Annotated in this window: 15 protein-coding genes; 7 read left to right on the forward strand and 8 right to left on the reverse strand. The window is 73.8% G+C overall.

Annotation, left to right across the window (positions count from 1 at the left end):
* Positions 1-36 precede the first annotated feature (36 nt).
* Positions 37-687 (forward strand): thymidine kinase, encoded by a 651-nt coding sequence (locus tag AB0F01_RS18235; RefSeq protein WP_362096316.1) that lies wholly within the window; start codon positions 37-39, stop codon positions 685-687.
* A 180-nt stretch (positions 688-867) separates the two neighbouring features.
* Here the strand turns inward: AB0F01_RS18235 and AB0F01_RS18240 are convergent, their stop codons facing one another.
* The 3 genes from AB0F01_RS18240 to AB0F01_RS18250 form a co-directional block, all read right to left on the reverse strand.
* Positions 868-1,734: a PhzF family phenazine biosynthesis isomerase gene (locus AB0F01_RS18240; RefSeq protein ID WP_362096319.1), complete on the reverse strand. Its 867-nt coding sequence runs from the start codon at positions 1,732-1,734 to the stop codon at positions 868-870.
* 183 nt (positions 1,735-1,917) lie between these two features.
* Positions 1,918-4,053: an SDR family NAD(P)-dependent oxidoreductase gene (locus AB0F01_RS18245; protein WP_362096321.1), complete on the reverse strand. Its 2,136-nt coding sequence runs from the start codon at positions 4,051-4,053 to the stop codon at positions 1,918-1,920.
* Between the two features lie 21 nt (positions 4,054-4,074).
* Positions 4,075-4,824, reverse strand: a complete 750-nt coding sequence (locus AB0F01_RS18250; RefSeq protein WP_362096324.1) for a TetR/AcrR family transcriptional regulator — start codon at positions 4,822-4,824, stop codon at positions 4,075-4,077.
* Positions 4,825-4,880: 56 nt separating this feature from the next.
* On the opposite strand from AB0F01_RS18250, the gene AB0F01_RS18255 reads away from it, so the two are divergent.
* The gene (locus tag AB0F01_RS18255; protein WP_362096327.1) at positions 4,881-6,335 is read left to right on the forward strand and encodes an MFS transporter; all 1,455 of its coding nucleotides are present in this window, start codon (positions 4,881-4,883) and stop codon (positions 6,333-6,335) included.
* Positions 6,336-6,398: 63 nt separating this feature from the next.
* Here AB0F01_RS18255 and AB0F01_RS18260 read toward each other — a convergent pair whose 3' ends face one another.
* Positions 6,399-7,199 carry a VOC family protein gene (locus AB0F01_RS18260; RefSeq protein ID WP_362096330.1) on the reverse strand — a complete coding sequence of 267 codons (801 nt, stop codon included), beginning with the start codon at positions 7,197-7,199 and terminating at the stop codon, positions 6,399-6,401.
* Between the two features lie 322 nt (positions 7,200-7,521).
* On the opposite strand from AB0F01_RS18260, the gene AB0F01_RS18265 reads away from it, so the two are divergent.
* Positions 7,522-8,373: a sulfurtransferase gene (locus AB0F01_RS18265; RefSeq protein WP_362096332.1), complete on the forward strand. Its 852-nt coding sequence runs from the start codon at positions 7,522-7,524 to the stop codon at positions 8,371-8,373.
* Positions 8,374-8,492: 119 nt separating this feature from the next.
* Here AB0F01_RS18265 and sepH read toward each other — a convergent pair whose 3' ends face one another.
* The 3 genes from sepH to AB0F01_RS18280 form a co-directional block, all read right to left on the reverse strand.
* Entirely contained in the window at positions 8,493-9,542 is a 1,050-nt protein-coding gene (gene sepH, locus AB0F01_RS18270; protein ID WP_362096335.1) for a septation protein SepH, read from the reverse strand.
* A 474-nt stretch (positions 9,543-10,016) separates the two neighbouring features.
* Entirely contained in the window at positions 10,017-11,336 is a 1,320-nt protein-coding gene (locus AB0F01_RS18275; RefSeq protein ID WP_362096338.1) for a D-arabinono-1,4-lactone oxidase, read from the reverse strand.
* A complete protein-coding gene (locus AB0F01_RS18280; RefSeq protein ID WP_362096341.1) occupies positions 11,296-12,534 on the reverse strand; it encodes an MFS transporter in 1,239 nt (412 codons plus the stop codon). The genes AB0F01_RS18275 and AB0F01_RS18280 overlap by 41 nt, the downstream gene beginning before the upstream one ends.
* A gap of 149 nt (positions 12,535-12,683) precedes the next feature.
* Here AB0F01_RS18280 and AB0F01_RS18285 point away from each other — a divergent pair, with 149 nt between their 5' ends.
* Together AB0F01_RS18285 and AB0F01_RS18290 are read left to right on the forward strand one after the other, a co-directional pair.
* On the forward strand, positions 12,684-13,811 hold the full coding sequence (locus AB0F01_RS18285; RefSeq protein WP_362096344.1) for a ferrochelatase: 1,128 nt from the start codon (positions 12,684-12,686) through the stop codon (positions 13,809-13,811).
* An 8-nt stretch (positions 13,812-13,819) separates the two neighbouring features.
* Complete coding sequence (locus AB0F01_RS18290) at positions 13,820-14,635, forward strand: inositol monophosphatase family protein (RefSeq protein ID WP_362096347.1); 816 nt, start codon at positions 13,820-13,822, stop codon at positions 14,633-14,635.
* Between the two features lie 117 nt (positions 14,636-14,752).
* On the opposite strand, the gene AB0F01_RS18295 is transcribed toward AB0F01_RS18290, so the two are convergent.
* Complete coding sequence (locus tag AB0F01_RS18295) at positions 14,753-14,926, reverse strand: hypothetical protein (RefSeq protein ID WP_362096349.1); 174 nt, start codon at positions 14,924-14,926, stop codon at positions 14,753-14,755.
* Between the two features lie 436 nt (positions 14,927-15,362).
* Here AB0F01_RS18295 and AB0F01_RS18300 point away from each other — a divergent pair, with 436 nt between their 5' ends.
* Positions 15,363-16,016, forward strand: a complete 654-nt coding sequence (locus AB0F01_RS18300; RefSeq protein WP_010353034.1) for a response regulator transcription factor — start codon at positions 15,363-15,365, stop codon at positions 16,014-16,016.
* 4 nt (positions 16,017-16,020) lie between these two features.
* Positions 16,021-17,268, forward strand: coding sequence for a HAMP domain-containing sensor histidine kinase (locus AB0F01_RS18305; protein ID WP_362096351.1), 1,248 nt, complete (start codon positions 16,021-16,023; stop codon positions 17,266-17,268).
* Positions 17,269-17,541: the final 273 nt, after the last annotated feature.

Here is a 17,541-nt window from a genome sequence, read left to right on the forward strand (position 1 = left end):
GACCCGCCCGATCCCGCCGAAAGGTGCCCGCCCCCCATGCCCGAGCTGGTGTTCTTCTCCGGAACCATGGACTGCGGGAAGTCGACACTGGCTCTCCAGATCGAGCACAACCGGTCGGCACGCGGCCTCGCGGGCGTCATCTTCACCCGCAACGACCGGGCCGGCGAGGGCAAGCTGTCCTCCCGCCTCGGCCTGGTCACGGACGCGGTGGAGGTCGGTGAGGGCGCCGACCTCTACGCCCACCTGGTCGACCACCTGTCGCAGGGCGGCCGAGCGGACTATGTGATCGCCGACGAGGCGCAGTTCCTGTCCCCCGAGCAGATCGACCAACTCGCCCGCGTGGTGGACGACCTGGAGGTCGACGTCTACGCCTTCGGCATCACCACCGACTTCCGCACCCGCCTGTTCCCGGGCTCCCAACGGCTCGTGGAACTGGCCGACCGGGTCGAGGTGCTCCAGGTGGAGGCCCTGTGCTGGTGCGGCGCCCGCGCCACGCACAACGCCCGCACGGTCGGCGGGGTCATGGTCGTCGAGGGCGCCCAGGTGGTCGTCGGCGATGTCACCGGCGCCGCCGACGAGGTCGGCTACGAGGTGCTCTGCCGCCGCCACCACCGCCGCCGCATGACCGCGGCCACGGCCCGCGCCGCCGCCCTGTCCCCGGACGTCCTGCCGGTGCCGACGGTCTGACCGGGCGAGGCCGAGGAACGCGGACTCCCGCGCCGCCGACGGACCTCCGCGTGCCGTCGGCAGGTTGGGGCCCTGGTGTGTCGCCGCCCTACATGTCGCGGTGGTTCGTCCGCGTGCCGTCGGCCGGTCCAGGCCGCAGCGTCACGCCCCGCATGCCGCCGACGGCCCGGCCGTGCGCCGTCAGCCGATCCGGGCCCCCGCACCCCCGACCCGTACACGCCGGTCACCCGCGCGCAGCGTCACCGTGAGTTCGCCGGGGCGGCCCAGGTCCTCGCCCTGGTGCAGGGTGAGCACGGCCTCCTCCGGGACCAGGCCGAGTTCCCGCGCGTACGCCCCGAACGCGGCCGCCGCGGCGCCCGTCGCCGGGTCCTCGACGACGCCGCCCACCGGGAACGGGTTGCGCACGTGGTGGACGGTGGCCGACTCACGCCACACCAGCTGGAGCGTGGTGAGGTCCAGACGGTGCATCAGCGTCTCCAGCCGCCCGAAGTCGTAGTCCAGATCGGCCAGGCGGGCCCGGGTCGCCGCCGCCAGCACCAGATGGCGGGCCCCGGCGAAGGCGATGCGGGGCGGCAGCGCCGGGTCGAGGTCGGCCGCGGGCCAGCGGAGCGCGGCCAGGGCCTCGGCGAGGTCCGCGTCCTCCGCCTCCTCGACGTACGGCTCGACGCTGGTGAGCGTGGCCCGCAGGCCCCCACCCTCCTCGGTCACCTCCACCGGTACGGTGCCGGCGCGGGTCGCGAAGACGAGTTCCCCGGGGCCGGTCCGCTCGGCGAGCGCGATGGCCGTCGCCACGGTCGCGTGCCCGCAGAACGGCACCTCCGCCCGGGGACTGAAGTAGCGGATGCCGTACGCCCGTCCGACGAACCCGTCCGGGGGCGCGGTCAGGAACGCGGACTCCGAGTACCCCAGCTCGGCTGCGACGGCCAGCATCTCCTCGTCGCCCAGCCCCGCGGCGTCCAGCACGACTCCCGCGGGGTTGCCGCCGTCGGGCGTGTGGGAGAAGGCGGTGTAGTGCAGCACCTCTGGCTTCGGTGTGTGCGTCGTCATGACCCGCCCAACGCCGGCCGGGACCCGGCTGTTCCGCACTCCCGCTCGGGCCGCGGGAGTGCCGGGAGTGCCGGGAACCGAGGGCAACCCTGGCGCCGGGCCGGAGGACCTACCGAGAGCCGGTCGAGCCGGGCCGTCCCGGAGCCGAGACCCAGGGGCCCGGCCGCCCGGCGACGGCCGCGCTCAGCCGGTGCGCCCGTGCCGCCGCCGCAGCCCTTCGGCGAGCGGTGCCTGCGCGAACGCGCCGGCCGCCAGCCGCGAGGCGACGGTCCGCCGCACGATCCGGTCGGCCAGCGCCGGCACGTGCCGGGCGAGTGCCATCTCCGTCCGGCCGCGGCGGGTCGTCGCCACGTCGCGCGGGGCGCGCCGGGCCGTGACCGCGGAGACCACCGCGGACACCACCCCGTCGAGGGGCTCCGGCCGGGACACCCCGTCCAGGGAGAGGCCCGCCTCCCGTGTGCTGTCGTGGATCGGGCTGCGCACCATGCTCGGGTACACGGTCGTCACCCCGACGTGCGTGCCGACCTCCAGCCGCAGCGTGTCCGCGTACGCGGCGAGCGCCCGCTTGGAGACGCCGTAGGCGGCGGCCAGCGGCAGCGGCAGCACAGCCATCCGTGAGGCGATGAACACCACGCGGCCCCGGGCGCGTTCGAGGTGCGGCAGCGCGGCGGCCGTCACCTCCCAGGCACCGAGCAGGTTGAGCCGGATCTGCTGGTGCACCTCCTCCGACGGCCGCAGCTCCGCGGGTGCCGGCCCGCCCCGGCCCGCGTTGTTGACCAGTACGTCCACGCCCCCGCCGAGCAGGGCGACGGCCTCCTCGACCGCCTTGGTCACCGACTCCGGGTCGGTCAGGTCGCAGCCCACCACGGGCACCGGCCCCGTCCCGTCCGCCACCAGGTCCAGTCCGACGACCCGCGCGCCGAGGGCGGTGAAGCGCTCGCCGAGCGCCCGGCCGAAGGTCCCCGACGCGCCGGTCACCAGCACCCTGCGGCCGTCGAGCCGGGGGGCCGTACGGCGTCCGGCCGTCAGGTCCCGCTCCACCTGGCGGAGATAGCGGTCCACGTCGAGGCGCATGTGCGGGCGCTTCTCGCCCCACCGCTCCCGTGCCGCCTGCAGCTCCGAGGTGACCTCGGCCAGCATCCGGTCCCGGTGCGGCCTGCGCAGCCGTCCGGACAGGTGGGCCGCGAGCAGCCGGCCCTGCGCCTCGACCACCGGCAGGGCCGATCCCGTGGACTGCATGAGGCCGACGAAGGACAGCGCGGGCTCGTCGAGCGGGAACACGTGCCGGTACAGGGGGAGTCGCGCCGGGTCGGGCACCAGCCCCGGGTCGAGGAAGGGAACGGTCGCCCGGTACCCGGTGCACCACAGGACGTGGTCCACCTCGTCCTCGCGCCCGTCGGTGAAGCGCACCCGGTTCCCCTCGAAGCGCTCGATGCCCGCCCGCACGCCGATCCGCCCGGCCGCGACCAGCGCCGGGACCGTGTCGCTCAGGGTCGGGTGGTCCTGGAGCACGCCCTCCGGGGACGGGGGCAGCGCCGGCCCCTCCTGCCCCCGGGCCGCGAGCCGCAGCATCGCCTGGGAGACCTGCTGGCGCAGCCGCCACGGCAGGACGGCCGCGAGCGCGCCGTTCCACTGGTCGGTGGGGCGGCCCAGCAGCCGCTTCGGCAGCACCCACACACCGCGCCGGGCCGACAGCAGCACCTCGCCGGCGTGCCCGGCCAGTTCGGTGGCGATGTCCATCGCGCTGTTGCCGGTGCCCACCACGAGCACCCGGCGGCCGGCGAACGCGGTGGGCTCGCGGTACGTGTGGGCGTGCGAGGACGTGCCCTCGAAGGTGCCGGGGTACGGCGGTTCGGGCAGGCGCGGGGTGTGGTTGTGCCCGTTCGCGACCACCAGGTGCGCGGCGGTCTCCTCGTACCTGCCGTCGGGGCCCTCCAGTTCGAGCAGCCAGCCCTCCCCGGTGCGCCGCGCGGTGAGCAGTTCGGTGCCGGTGCGGTAGTGCCGCGGGACGTCGAAGCGTTCGGCGTACCCCCGCACGTACGCCAGGAGCTGGGCGCGCGAGGGGTAGTCGGGCCACTCGGCGGGCATCGGGTGGTCGCCGAACTCGGTGCGCGGCTTCGACGTGTTGAGCCGCAGCCCCTCGTAGGCGGCGGTGTCCTCGGAGAGCCGCCACAGGCCGCCCAGTTCTCCGGCGCGCTCCACGCCGAACACCTCGACGCCCGCCTCCAGCAGGGCCTTGACCGCCGCGATGCCCGCGACCCCGCCCCCGACGACGGCCACCCGTCCGGGTACCGCCCCCGTGTCCCGCTCCGCGCCCATCGCCCCGCGCCCTTCGTCGACCTAATCCAACGTGTGAGGGATTATTACCTCCGGATCGGCGCCGGCACCAGACCCCACCCGGCCGCCGGCCGGCGGCGGACCGTACAGGGCGTCGAGGAAACGGCGCACCCAGAGGCGGAACTCGTACCGCTCGCGCTCGCGGTCGGCGGGGGAGGCCGCGGCCAGCGCCGTGACATGGCCGTGCGCCGCCCACACCAGGCTGCGCACCGTGACGTGCGGGGTCGTCTCCCGGATCGTCCCCGCCTGGGCCGCCTCCAGCAGGGCGCGTTCGACCTCCCCGTACAGCGGCAGGGCGTACGCGCGGTCCAGGGCCCCGCCGCGCGTCGGGTCGAGCCAGCGGCGCAGCCACAGGAACGTCGTGTGCGGGTGTTCCTCCAGGAAGTCCACGAAGCCGTCGGCGAGCGCCCGCAGCGCCTCGGCCAGTGGCGGGCCCCCTTCCGCGGCGGCCCGCCCGAGGTCCGCCACCAGCGGGGAGAGTGCCGCCCGCTCCGCCTCGTGCACCCGCTCGAAACAGGCGTCGTACAGGGCGTCCTTCGCCGGGAAGTGGTGGTGCAGGCTCGACACGTCGATGCCCACCCGCGCCGCGATGTCGCGCAGCGAGGTCCCCTCCGCCCCTCGCGCCGCGAACAGCGCGGTGGCCTCCCGGAGGATCAGCTCACGGGTGGAAGGCCCCTCCCGCTCCGCGCGCCGGGGCCTGCCGGGCCCGCGCCGGGCGGGCCGCTCGTCTGGTGTCTGACCGCTCTTCCTCATCCGGCCCAGTCTGGCTAGGATCCGCAGACCTCGCAATCAAGCAGTTGGGGGATTTCATGAGCGCTGCCACCGGATCCGAAGCCGTGTCCCCCGGAGACCGGTCGGCCCCCGCCGCCGGGACGGACCCGGCGAGCGGCGCCGAGGTGCCCCGCTCCGCCCTGATCCGCTACGCCCTCGGCTCGGCCGGCATGGGCGTCTACGTGACCGTCCCCGGGCTGCTGCTCCTGTACTTCCTCACCGACACCCTCGGCGTGGCGCCGTGGCTGGCCGGGCTGGCGCTGCTCGTGCCGAAGGCCGTGGACATCGTCCTGCACCCCTTCGTCGGCTCCCTCTCCGACCGCGAGCGCGCCCGACGGGGCACCAGGCTGCGGCTGCTGACGGCGGGCTGCGCCCTCGCCCCGGCGTTCGTCGCCCTGTTCGCGGTGCCCGGACCCGTGGCCGACCGGCCGTGGGCGGCGGCGGCCTGGGTGGCCGGCTGGTTCGTCGTCGCCAACGCCCTGTTCGCCGCCTACCAGGTGCCGTACCTGTCCACGCCCACCGACATGACGGTCGGCTACCACGGCCGCACCCGGGTGCTCTCCTTCCGGATGGTGGTCCTCACGGTCGGCATCCTGGTCGGCGGGGCGCTGGCCCCGCTGCTGGCCGGAGAGGGCGACTCGGTAGCCCGGTACGCGGTCATGGCGCTGGCCCTCGGTGCCTTCACCGTCGTCTTCCAGGCCGTCGGCGTCGGCGGTGTCCGCGCCCTGGTGCCCGCCGGACCCGGGCGGGAGACCCCGGCTCCGGAGCGGACGGCGTCCGGGCGGCCCCTGGCCCAGGTGCGTGAGGTGCTGCGGGCCAACCCGTCCTTCCGCGTCCTGGTCTTCTGCTACCTCCTCGTCTCCACCACGACCCACCTCGTGCTGGCCGGCCTGCCGTACTACGCGCGCCACGAACTGGGCCGCCCCGGCTTCACCACCGTCCTGATGGCCGCCTTCGTGGCCCCCGCCCTGCTCACCACCCCCCTGTGGTTCCGCCTCTCGCGGAGCTGGGGCAAGCAGCGCTGCCTGCTGGTGTGCCAGGGCTTCTTCGTCGTCGGCGCGCTCGGTCTCGCGGCGGGCGCCGCGGCCGGGATCGCCGTACCGGTGCTGTGCACGCTGCTGCTCGGGACGTGCTTCGCGGGCCTGCAGCTCTTCCCGTTCGCCATGGTCCCCGACACCGTCCGCGCCGGGGGCGATGCCGAGGTCGAGCGCACCGGCGCCTACACCGGGGTCTGGACCGCGACGGAGGCCACGGGCGCCGCCGCCGGCCCCTACCTGTACTCCGCCGCCCTCGGCCTCGGCGGGTACGCCGCGGCCCGGGCCGGGGAGGAGGTCACCCAGACCGGCGGCGCCCACACCGCCATCCTCCTGGGCTTCACGGTCCTGCCCGCCCTGCTGATGGCGGCCGCCCTGGCCGTGCAGTCCCGCTACCGCCTCGACGCGCGCATGGCGCGGGGCGGGGCCGCGGCGGACGGGCCGGCGTCCAAGACCTGACCGGCCCGCCCGGGGTGCTCCGGCGGGCGCGCCCCGGGCCTCCGCACGCCGGACCCCGGCCCGTCACCCCGCCGGCTGCAGCAACGCGAAGCGGGCCCCCTCCGGGTCCGCCACCGTCGCCACCCTGCCGTGGGCGCTGTCCCGGGCGGGCTTGAGCACCTGGCCGCCGAGGTGCGCCACGTGATCCGCGGCGTCGTCGGCGTCGGCCACCGTGAAGTAGGTCATCCAGTGCGGCCCGCGGTCCCGGGGCAGGGCGTTGCCCAGACCGTGCACCCCGGCCACGGGGCGCCCGTCCAGCTGGAGGGTGACGTAGTCGAGGTCGGCGGACACCACCGGCTCCTCGTCGTAACCGAACACCGACTCGTAGAACTTGGCGACGTAGCCCGACTCGTAGGTCGTCAGCTCGTTCCACGCCGGGGTGCCCGGAACGCCGGTGACGGCCGTGCCGAACGGTTCCGCCACCTGCCACACCCCGAACACGGCGCCCGCCGGGTCCGCGCCGATCGCCAGGCGTCCGGCGTCGGCGGCGTCCAGCGGGCCCACGCCGACCGTGCCGCCGCAGGAGCGGATCACCTCGGCGGTGCGGTCCGCGTCGGTCGAGGCGAAGTACGGGGTCCACGCGATGGGCAGCTGCCGGTCGGGCGGCAGCAGGCCGATGCCGGCCACGTCCCGCCCGTCGAGCAGGGCCCGCACGTACGGGCCGAGCTGATCGGGGCCGGGCCGGAACTCCCAGCCGAACAACGCCCCGTAGAACTCCTCGGTCGCTTCCAGCCCGTGCACCATCAGGCTCACCCAGCAGGGTGTGCCGGGGGTGTGCCGGGGTGCCTCGCCGTTCGGGCGGGCGGTCCCCCGTGCGTCGGTCATCGTCACTCTTCTCCCGGCCGCCCGGCGGCGGCCGTGCTCATCTCGACCCCGGCGCGGGGTCCTTCGCATCCGCTCCGCGGACCGTCTCCGTCCCGGTGCCCGTACGGCCGGGCGCCGCGCCTCGCGCACGTACCGCGGGACGCCCTGTCCCGGAGGATGCCCGATGTGCGGGCCGTCATCCTCGGCGGCGCGCTGTCGTGCGGGTGGCGATCGGTTGCACAGCATGTGCCCGATCCCGCACACATGGTGATCGGACCTGTCCGGCCGAGCAGATTAGCCGGACACGGACGTGTCGGCCACCCCGTGCGCGAGGATGGTGACCATGAACGCCATCATCTCCGCATCCGAACTCGTGAGCGAACTCGACGGGCCGAACCCGCCCGTTCTGCTGGACGTCCGCTGGCAGTTGAGCGCCGCCGCGTCCACCGGTGAGCCCCCCTTCGACGGGCGTGCGGCGTACGCGGCCGGGCACCTCCCGGGCGCCGTGTTCGTGGACCTGGACCGGGAGTTGGCCTCCGCTCCGGGCCAGGGCGGGCGCCATCCGCTGCCGGACCTCGGGGAGTTCGGCGCGGCGATGCGCCGGGCGGGCGTGTCGTCCGGCCGGCCGGTGGTGGTCTACGACGGCGGACCGGGCTGGGGAGCCGCCCGCGCGTGGTGGCTGCTGCGCTGGACGGGTCACCCGGACGTGCGGGTCCTGGACGGCGGGTTGCCGTCCTGGGAGGGACCGTTGGAGACGTCGGTACCCACTCCTCCTCCGGGTGACTTCGAGCCGGCCCCGGCGGCGGACGGGCTGCTCGACGCGGACGGCGCGGCGGAACTGGCACGATCCGGTGTGCTGCTGGACGCGCGGGCGGGGGAGCGGTATCGGGGAGAGGTGGAGCCGATCGACCCCGTCGCCGGTCACATCCCCGGGGCGGTCTCGGCCCCCACCACGCAGAACGTCGGCCCGGACGGCCGCTTCCTGCCCGCCGGGGAACTGGGCGCGCGCTTCCGGGAACTGGGCGTCACCGGCGAGGTCCCCGTCGGGGTGTACTGCGGCTCCGGGGTCTCCGGGGCGCACGAGGTGCTGGCCCTGGCCGTGGCGGGCGTCCCGGCGGCGCTGTACGTCGGTTCGTGGTCGGAGTGGTCGTCCGATCCGCGGCGGCCGGTGGCGGTCGGACCGGACCCGCAGTAGACCGATACCGCTGCGCCGGACGGCATGCGGAAGCACACCAGGGGCGCTCGCCGCGTGGCGAGCGCCCCTGAGTGCGTCACTGCTCGTCAACCGGCCGTGGCCCACAGGACCCGAACGGCTTACTCCTGCTTCTTCCGCCGGGTGCCGAACACGATCTCGTCCCAACTCGGCACCGCCGCACGGCGCCCCGGACGGACCCCGTCCGCCTCGGCCTGCCGGTCGGTGGACCCGATCAGGCGGTCCCGGTGACCGCCGACGGAACGCGGCATCAGCACGTCCGCGTACGCGGATCCGGCCGAGGCGGCCGGAGCGGGCGGCTCCTCCACCTCGGACTCCACGTCGGGCTCCTCGGGTTCCGCCTCCGGTGTGCGGTCCGGCACCACCAGGTCGCCCCGGAAACTGGGCACCGCCTCCAGCAGGCTGGTGAGCGAGTCCCGTTCACCGGCCGACGCCGTCGCCGTGGTCTCCTCCGCGGCTTCCGCGGCCGGCGCGGGCAGGCTCGGGCGCTCGCGGTCCCCGGTGCGGTCCAGCGGGCGGTCGCGGGGCAGCCGGGCGATGCGCGGCACGAACGGGAAGCTGGGCTCGGGCGCGGCGAGGTCGTCGGACTCGCCGATCAGCGAGCGCGCCTCCTCGTCGACGGCCTGGACGAGCCGCCGGGGCGGGTCGTACGTCCAGCTCGCCGAGTGCGGCTCACCCGCCACCCGGTAGACCAGCAGGACCTCCCAGGTGCCGTCGTCGCGGCGCCAGGAGTCCCACTGCACGGTGTCCTTCTCGGCGCCGCGCACCAGCAGCCGCTCCTGGACGGCCTCGCCCAGCGGGGGGCCGGAGTTCTCGCCGGGACGCCGGACCGGGGTCTTCCGAGCGCGCTCGGCCATGAAGGCACGCTCGGCCAGCACCGGCCCCTCGAAGCGGCGGACGCGGTCGACGGGGATGCCGGCCATCTGCGCGACCTCTTCCGCGGTCGCGCCGGCTCGTATACGGGCCTGGATGTCACGGGGGCGGAGATGGCTCTCCACCTCGATCTCGATCTGGCCGAGGCGAGGACGGTCGCCGCGCACGGCAGCGCGCAGACGTTCGTCGATCGGAAGCGTGTACTCGGTGCTGTCCGCAGCCTTGAGCACCAGCCGTGTGCCGTCATTCGAGACGGCCACGACACGCAGTTCGGGCATGGGGACCTCCCGGGTGGTGCCTGCCGACGTCACCTGCGTCGCTGCTTCCGCTAGTCGAGTGTGGCCTGCCCGGGTGCAGCCTGCCACAACCTTGCCGAGTTGCCCGGCGTGTCGGGCGAGGGCCCTGGATCGCCGTTATGGCTACGGTTACCTGTTCGCAACGCTAAGTGACCCATCGCGTCACCCTGTGCAACTAGCCCCCTCCCGGCGGTCCGCAAAGGTCCCGAGCACCCTGACGGGGACCGGACCCAGGGCTCGCCACAGTACTCCATTCGGACCATGTGCGTGGATGGGCGCGCCGCCAACTTCTCGCAAGGGGTGGGACTTGGCCGCTCCTTCCCGAGTTCCGCGATCTTGAACGTGGGGAACTTCACGAAACCCCCGAAAGGTTCCGGGTTCCCGTCCGGGCCGGGGGGCGAGGCCGGGGCCGGACGGGTGCCGGGGTGTGCGGGCGTGGTGACCGGACGGGAGGCCCTAGTCCCCCAGAACGCGGCGGAGGTGGTCGTTCCGGAACAGCCGGTCCGGGTCGAGGCGGTCCCGCAGCGCCGTGAACTCGCCGAACCGCGGGTACACGGCGGCCAGGTGGGAGGCGTCGCGGGTGTGGATCTTCCCCCAGTGCGGCCGCCCCTCGTGAGCGGTGAAGATGCGCTCGGCGGCGGTGAAGTACGCCTGGTACGGAGTGCCGCGGAACATGTGCACGGCGATGTAGGCGGTGGCGCGCCCCGAGGCGGTGGAGAGCGTGATGTCGTCGGCCGGAGCGGTCCGCACCTCGACCGGAAAACTCACCCGCAATGGTGAACGGTCCACCATCGCCCTCAGTTCACGCAGGGTGTCCGTCAGCGCCTCGCGCGGCACGGCGTACTCCATCTCCACGAAGCGCACCCGGCGCGGCGACGTGAAGACCTTGTAGGGAATGTCGGTGTAGGTCCGGGCGGACAGTGCCCGGCTGGATATCCGGGCCAGTGAGGGAATGGCCGGGGGCGCCGCGCGGCCGACCCAGTTGGCCACCTGGAAGACCCCGTTGGACAGGAACTCGTCCTCGAACCAGCCCTTGAGCGGCGGCACCGGCCGCTCGGGTCCCGCGCTGCGGTTGTTGCGCTTGGTGTTGGTGTTGCCGGTGTGCGGGAACCAGTAGAACTCGAAGTGCTCGTTCTCGGCGTGGAGTTCGTCGAACTCCGCCAGCACCCGGTCGAACGCCATCGGCTCCTCGCGGGCCGTGAGCAGGAACAGCGGCTCCACGGCGAAGGTGATCGCGGTGACGATCCCGAGGGCGCCCAGTCCGATCCGGGCCGCGGCGAAGACGTCGGGGTTCTCCTTCTGGGAACAGGTGAGCACCGACCCGTCGGCGGTGACCAGTTCGAGCGCCGTGATCTGGGCGGCAAGGGAGGCGGATTCGCGGCCCGTGCCGTGCGTGCCCGTGCTCACGGCACCGGAGACCGTCTGCTCCATGATGTCGCCCATGTTGGTCAGCGACAGCCCCTCCCGGGCGAGCGCCACGTTCAGCCGCTTCAGCGGCGTGCCCGCCTCGACCGTCACCGTCCCGGCCGCGCGGTTGATCCCGCGGATCCCGGTCAGCAGGTCCGGCCGCACCAGCACGCCGTCGGTGGCCGCTATGGAGGTGAACGAGTGGCCCGTGCCGACCGCCTTCACCGGCAGGCCGTCCTCGGCGGCCCGGCGCACGGCCGCGGCCAGTTCGTCGACGGAGGCGGGCGTGACCTCGCGCGCGGGGCGCACGGTGACGTTGCCTCCCCAGTTACGCCATGTGCCGTTCCTCGTGCTCGCTGTGCTGCCCAACGGAGCCTCCCCGACCCGGCGCCGGCCGCTTGAGCCGGCGGTACCCCAGGAAACCGACCACGACCGCGGCGGCCCCGGCGACCGCCGGCACCCCGTACCCGGCACGCGCCCCGGCCGCGTCGATCACCCAGCCGGCCGCGGACGAGCCGAGGGCGACCCCGACCGCGAGCCCGGTGCTCACCCAGGTCATGCCCTCGGTGAGCTGCGCGCGTGGTACGTGCTCTTCGATGAGGGACATCGTCGTGATCATCGTGGGAGCGATGGACAGACCCGCAACGAACAGCGCCACGGCCAGAAACGGCAGGTTCCCGACCAGTAGGAGGGGGATCATACTCACGGCCATCGCGCACACGCCCAGGAGCCAGCGCCGTTCCGCCGGTCCCACGAAGCGCAGCAGCCCGAACACGATGCCGGCGGCGCAGGAGCCGAGCGCGTAGACGGACAGCACCACACTGGCCGCGGCCTTGTGCCCCTGCTCCTCCGCGAACGCCACGGTGACCACGTCCACCGCGCCGAAGATCGCCCCGGTGGCCGCGAACGTGACCACCAGCACCTGCAGGCCCGGCGAGCGCAGCGCGGTGCCGCCGCCGGAGCGCTCGCGGGGGTGCGGCACGGGCTCGGTGGCGCGCTGCGCGGTCAGCCAGAAGACGCCGGTGGCCAGGAAGCAGGCGGCGAGCAGCGGGCCCGCCTCGGGGAACCAGGCGGTGGACAGCCCGATGGAGACGATCGGGCCGAAGATGAAGCACATCTCGTCCACCACCGACTCGAACGAGTAGGCGGTGTGCAGCCGGGGCGTGCCCCGGTACAGGGCCGCCCAGCGGGCCCGGACCATCGCGCCCACGCTCGGCACGCAGCCGATGCCCACACAGGCCACGTACAGCACCCAGTCGGCCCAGCCGTAGTGCGCGGCGAGCAGCAGCAGGGCGGCGGCCGTGAGCGAGATCAGCGTCGCCGGGCGCAGCACTCGCCGCTGCCCGTACCGGTCCACCAGACGGGAGACCTGCGGGCCGGCCACGGCCGCGGACAGCGCGATGGTCGCCGCCAGGGCGCCCGCCAGCCCGTACCGCCCGGTGAGCTGGGAGATCATCGTCACCACGCCGATGCCCATCATCGACAGCGGCATCCGCCCGAGGAACCCGGCGGCGGAGAAACTCTTCGTGCCGGGCGCGGCGAACAGGGCGCGGTAAGGGCTGGGCACGAGGTCTCCGGGGTGATCAGTAAGGCGCCATCCAAGCCAACACAGCTTACCGCCCGGTTCACCCGGTTGCACCAGCCGACGGACGTCCCGCTGCGCGCTCCCGGCCCTTGGTTTCCCGCCCGTCAGTGCCGGGTGGCAGGATCGTAGACATGCCTGACGAGCTCGATCCCCGCCCCTACGACGCCCTGCTCCTGCTCTCCTTCGGCGGCCCCGAAGGCCCGGATGACGTGGTGCCGTTCCTGGAGAACGTCACCCGCGGGCGAGGGATCCCCAAGGAACGCCTGGAAGAGGTCGGCGAGCACTACTTCCTCTTCGGTGGGGTCAGCCCCATCAACGAGCAGAACCGGAACCTGCTCGCCGCCCTGCGCAAGGACTTCGCCGACCACGGCCTGGACCTGCCGGTCTACTGGGGCAACCGCAACTGGGCGCCCTACGTGACCGACACCCTGCGCGACATGGTCCGCGACGGCCACCGCCGCATCCTCGTCGTCGCCACCAGCGCCTACGCCTCCTACTCCGGCTGCCGCCAGTACCGCGAGGACCTCGCCGAGGCACTCGCCACGCTCCAGGCCGAGGGGCTGGAGCTGCCGAAGGTCGACAAGCTGCGGCACTACTTCAACCACCCGGGCTTCGTGGAGCCCATGGTCGACGGCATCGTCGCGTCGCTGGCCGACCTCCCCGAGGAGGTCCGGGACGGGGCGCACATCGCCTTCTGCACCCACTCGATCCCCACCGCCGCCGCGGACACCTCCGGCCCGGTCGGGGACCACGGCGACGGCGGCGCCTACGTGCGCCAGCACCTGGACGTGGCCCGGCTGATCGCCGACGCCGTCCGGGAGCGCACCGGCGCCGACCACCCCTGGCAGCTCGTCTACCAGTCCCGCTCCGGCGCCCCCCACATCCCCTGGCTGGAACCGGACATCTGCGACCACCTGGAGGAGCGGCACGCGGCCGGGGTCCCGGCCGTGGTCATGGCCCCCATCGGCTTCGTCTCCGACCACATGGAGGTCATCTACGACCTCGACACCGAGGCCGTCGCCAAGGCCGGCGAACTGGGCCTGCCGGTCCGGCGCTCCTGCACCGTCGGCGACGACCCGCGGTTCGCGGCGGCGATCCGGGAGCTGGTCGTGGAGCGGGCCGCCACCGAGCGGGGACAGCGGATCACACCGTGCGCCCTGGGCGCGCTCGGCGCCAGCCACGACGTCTGCCCGGTCGGATGCTGCCCGGCCCGCGCCCAGCGCCCCGCCGCCGCGGGCGCCGACAGCCCCTACGCGTGAGGAACCCCGTGACCGACCCCCTGCACGCGGACCTGCTGCAGCTCGCCCGGACCGCGGCCCACCGCGCGGGCGAGCTGCTGCGGGACGGCCGCCCGGCCGACCTCGCCGTGGCCGCGACCAAGTCCAGCCCGATCGACGTCGTCACCGAGATGGACATCGCGGCGGAGAAGCTCATCACCTCGCTGATCGCCGAGCACCGGCCCGAGGACGGCTTCCTCGGCGAGGAGGGCGCCGCCACCGAGGGCACCAGCGGCGTGCGCTGGGTGATCGACCCGCTCGACGGCACGGTCAACTACCTGTACGGGCTGCCCACCTGGGCCGTCTCCATCGCCGCCGAGCAGGACGGCGAGGTGGTGACGGGGGCCGTCGTGGCCCCGATGCGCGGCGAGGCGTACCACGCGGTCCGCGGCGCGGGGGCGTGGGCCACCGGGTCCTGGGAGGGCGAGCGCAGGCTGGCCTGCCGTCCCGCGCCGCCCCTGGACCAGGCGCTGGTGTCGACCGGCTTCAACTACGTCCGCGAGGTCCGCGCCCACCAGGCGGACGTCGCGCAGCGCCTGATCCCGCTGCTGCGGGACATCCGCCGCAGCGGGTCGGCCGCGGTCGACCTGTGCGACGTGGCCGCCGGCCGCCTCGACGGCTACTACGAGCGCGGACTGCACCCCTGGGACCTGGCGGCGGGCGACCTCATCGCCCGGGAGGCGGGCGCCGTGACGGGCGGGCGCCCCGGACAGCGGCCCTCGCACGACCTCACGGTCGCGGCCACCCCGGGCGTCTTCGAGCCCCTCCAGCGGCTCCTGGAGGACTTCGGCGCCTGGCACGACTGAGGCAGCACGTCCGCGCGACTCGCGCGTGCGCGCGACCTCGCACGCCCATGCGAACGGGCCCCGGCGCTGGATTCGCCGGGGCCCGCTGACGTGCTGTTTCTCGGACGCGCGAGTCGATCAGATGCCGGACAGGCCGACTTCCACACCGTGCTCCGCGGCGAGCCGGCGCAGGTCGTCGAGCTCGCCCTGCTCCACCTCGACGAGGAACTCGTCGCCCTCGTCGCGGGCCCGGGACAGATCGGACTCGGTCGTCCTTATGCGCTGCAGAAGTCCTGCGGTGAAAGCGTCCATGCTGCGCCCCCTCGTCCTGGGTCGTGGGTCGACGGCACGGGGGTGTGCCGTTTCGAAAGGGTTCGATCACGCCCGGAGCGGATGCCCAGCGCCGCTCGGCCGGGGGGCTACGGTGCCGGACACCCACGTCCGCTCTGAAGCGGACCACTAGCTACCGCATGGTGGTACGGCACAAGCAGAGCGTGATCGCGGGGTGTAAGACCCGTCCTCCCCAGGCTCCCTTCCGCGGAAACCTCACCGGACGAGAAAATCTCGCATTCCCGCCGCGTTCCCCGGACGTTCCTCCGCCCGGCACCCGCCCGCACCGGCGGCACTCACGGCTTACCGCCGACTTACGGCCGAAAAGGGCAGGATGGAGGCCAACACACCAGCCCGTACCCCTGCCCGCGCGCGCCCGCCCGGCGCCGCCCGGCAGACATCAGGAAGGACAAGCGACGTGCGCGTACTCGTCGTCGAGGACGAGCAGCTGCTCGCCGATGCGGTGGCCACCGGACTGCGCCGGGAGGCCATGGCCGTCGACGTCGTGTACGACGGTGCGGCCGCCCTGGAGCGCATCGGCGTCAACGACTACGACGTGGTCGTCCTCGACCGCGACCTCCCGCTCGTGCACGGCGACGACGTCTGCCGCAAGATCGTCGAGCTCGGCATGCCCACGCGGGTGCTGATGCTGACGGCCTCCGGCGACGTCAGCGACCGGGTCGAGGGGCTGGAGATCGGCGCCGACGACTACCTGCCCAAGCCGTTCGCCTTCAGCGAGCTCATCGCCCGCGTGCGTGCCCTGGGGCGGCGCACCAGCGTGCCGCTGCCGCCCGTCCTGGAGCGCGCCGGCATCAAGCTGGACCCCAACCGCCGCGAGGTCTTCCGCGACGGCAGGGAGGTCCAGCTCGCGCCCAAGGAGTTCGCCGTCCTGGAGGTGCTCATGCGCAGCGAGGGCGCCGTCGTCTCCGCCGAGCAGTTGCTGGAGAAGGCGTGGGACGAGAACACCGACCCGTTCACCAACGTGGTGCGCGTGACCGTGATGACCCTGCGCCGCAAACTGGGGGAGCCGCCGGTCATCGTGACCGTGCCCGGTTCCGGATACCGGATCTGATCCCATGGCCGCCACGCCCACCCCCACGCCGGCGTCCCCCCAGGCCCCGCCCAAGCCCACCTGGGACCCCCGCAGGCCGGTGCCGCCCTTCCCCTGGCTGCGCCCCACCATCCGGATACGTCTCACGCTCCTGTACGGCGGGATGTTCCTGATCGCGGGCATCCTGCTGCTGTCGATCATCTACCTGCTCGCGGCGAACGCGCTCAACGTGGGCAGCGACCTGCCGTTCCGGATCCTCTCCGGCAACGTGGCCAGCGAGACCTGCCACCTGGGCAGCGCCGAGGTGCCCGCGGACGAGCTGAACCGGGCGCTGAACGACTGCGTCAACGAGCAGCGCCAGCACGCCCTGGACAATCTGCTGAGCCGTTCCCTCCTCGCCCTGCTCGGCCTCGCCATCATCGCCTTCGCCTTCGGCTACGCCATGGCGGGCCGGGTGCTCTCGCCGCTCGGCCGGATCACCCGCACCGCCCGCGCGGTCGCGGGCTCGGACCTGTCCCGCCGCATCGAGCTGGACGGCCCGGACGACGAGCTGAAGGAGCTGGCCGACACCTTCGACGACATGCTCGAGCGTCTCCAGCGGGCCTTCACGGCCCAGCAGCGCTTCGTCGGCAACGCCTCCCACGAGCTGCGCACCCCGCTCGCGATCAACCGCACGCTGCTGGAGGTGCACCTCTCGGACCCGGGCGCGCCGGTGGAGCTCCAGCAACTGGGCAAGACGCTGCTGGCCACCAACGAGCGCAGCGAGCAGCTGGTGGAGGGACTGCTGCTGCTGGCCCGCAGCGACAACCAGATCGTCGAGCGCAAGCCCGTGGACCTCGCCGAGGTCGCCGAGCAGGCGATCGACCAGGTGAGCGCGGAGGCCACCGCCAAGGGCGTGGAGATCCGCGGGCGGCACGAGCCCGCCGTCGTCCAGGGCAACGGCGTCCTGCTGGAGCGGATCGCCCTGAACCTGGTGCAGAACGCGGTGCGCTACAACGTGCCCGAGAACGGCTGGGTGGAGGTCACCACCGAGGTCCAGCACGGCCGGGCGGTCCTCGTGGTGGCCAACACGGGTCCGGTCGTGCCGGCGTACGAGATCGACAACCTCTTCGAGCCCTTCCGGCGCCTGCGCACCGAGCGCACGGGCAGCGACAAGGGGGTCGGTCTCGGCCTGTCCATCGTCCGGTCGGTGGCCAGGGCGCACGGCGGGCACATCTACGCCCAGCCGCGGGAAGGGGGCGGACTCGTGATGCGTGTCACGTTGCCGATGTGAGATCTCGGCCCGCCCGGACCGTGTTCGCTTTGCGCGGAATTTTTTGGGCACCCGCCCGATGGTCAGGTGTGTGATCGATCACAGGTCGGATAGGCCGATCATCCACTCTGTGTGATCATGCGACCGGTCGGAAGGTCGGGAAAGTCCCGGTTTTCAGGGCCCCTCATCACGGGAAGTACACGGTGAGGCGCCTTTGGCGCGCAGGATCGGGACCGTGTACGGTCCCCATCGCCATCCCAGCCGATCACTCATGAGGGGTCCGGTTGGGTGTCG

It is taken from the genome of Streptomyces sp. NPDC029526, assembly GCF_040637405.1.
Lineage (GTDB): Bacteria > Actinomycetota > Actinomycetes > Streptomycetales > Streptomycetaceae > Streptomyces.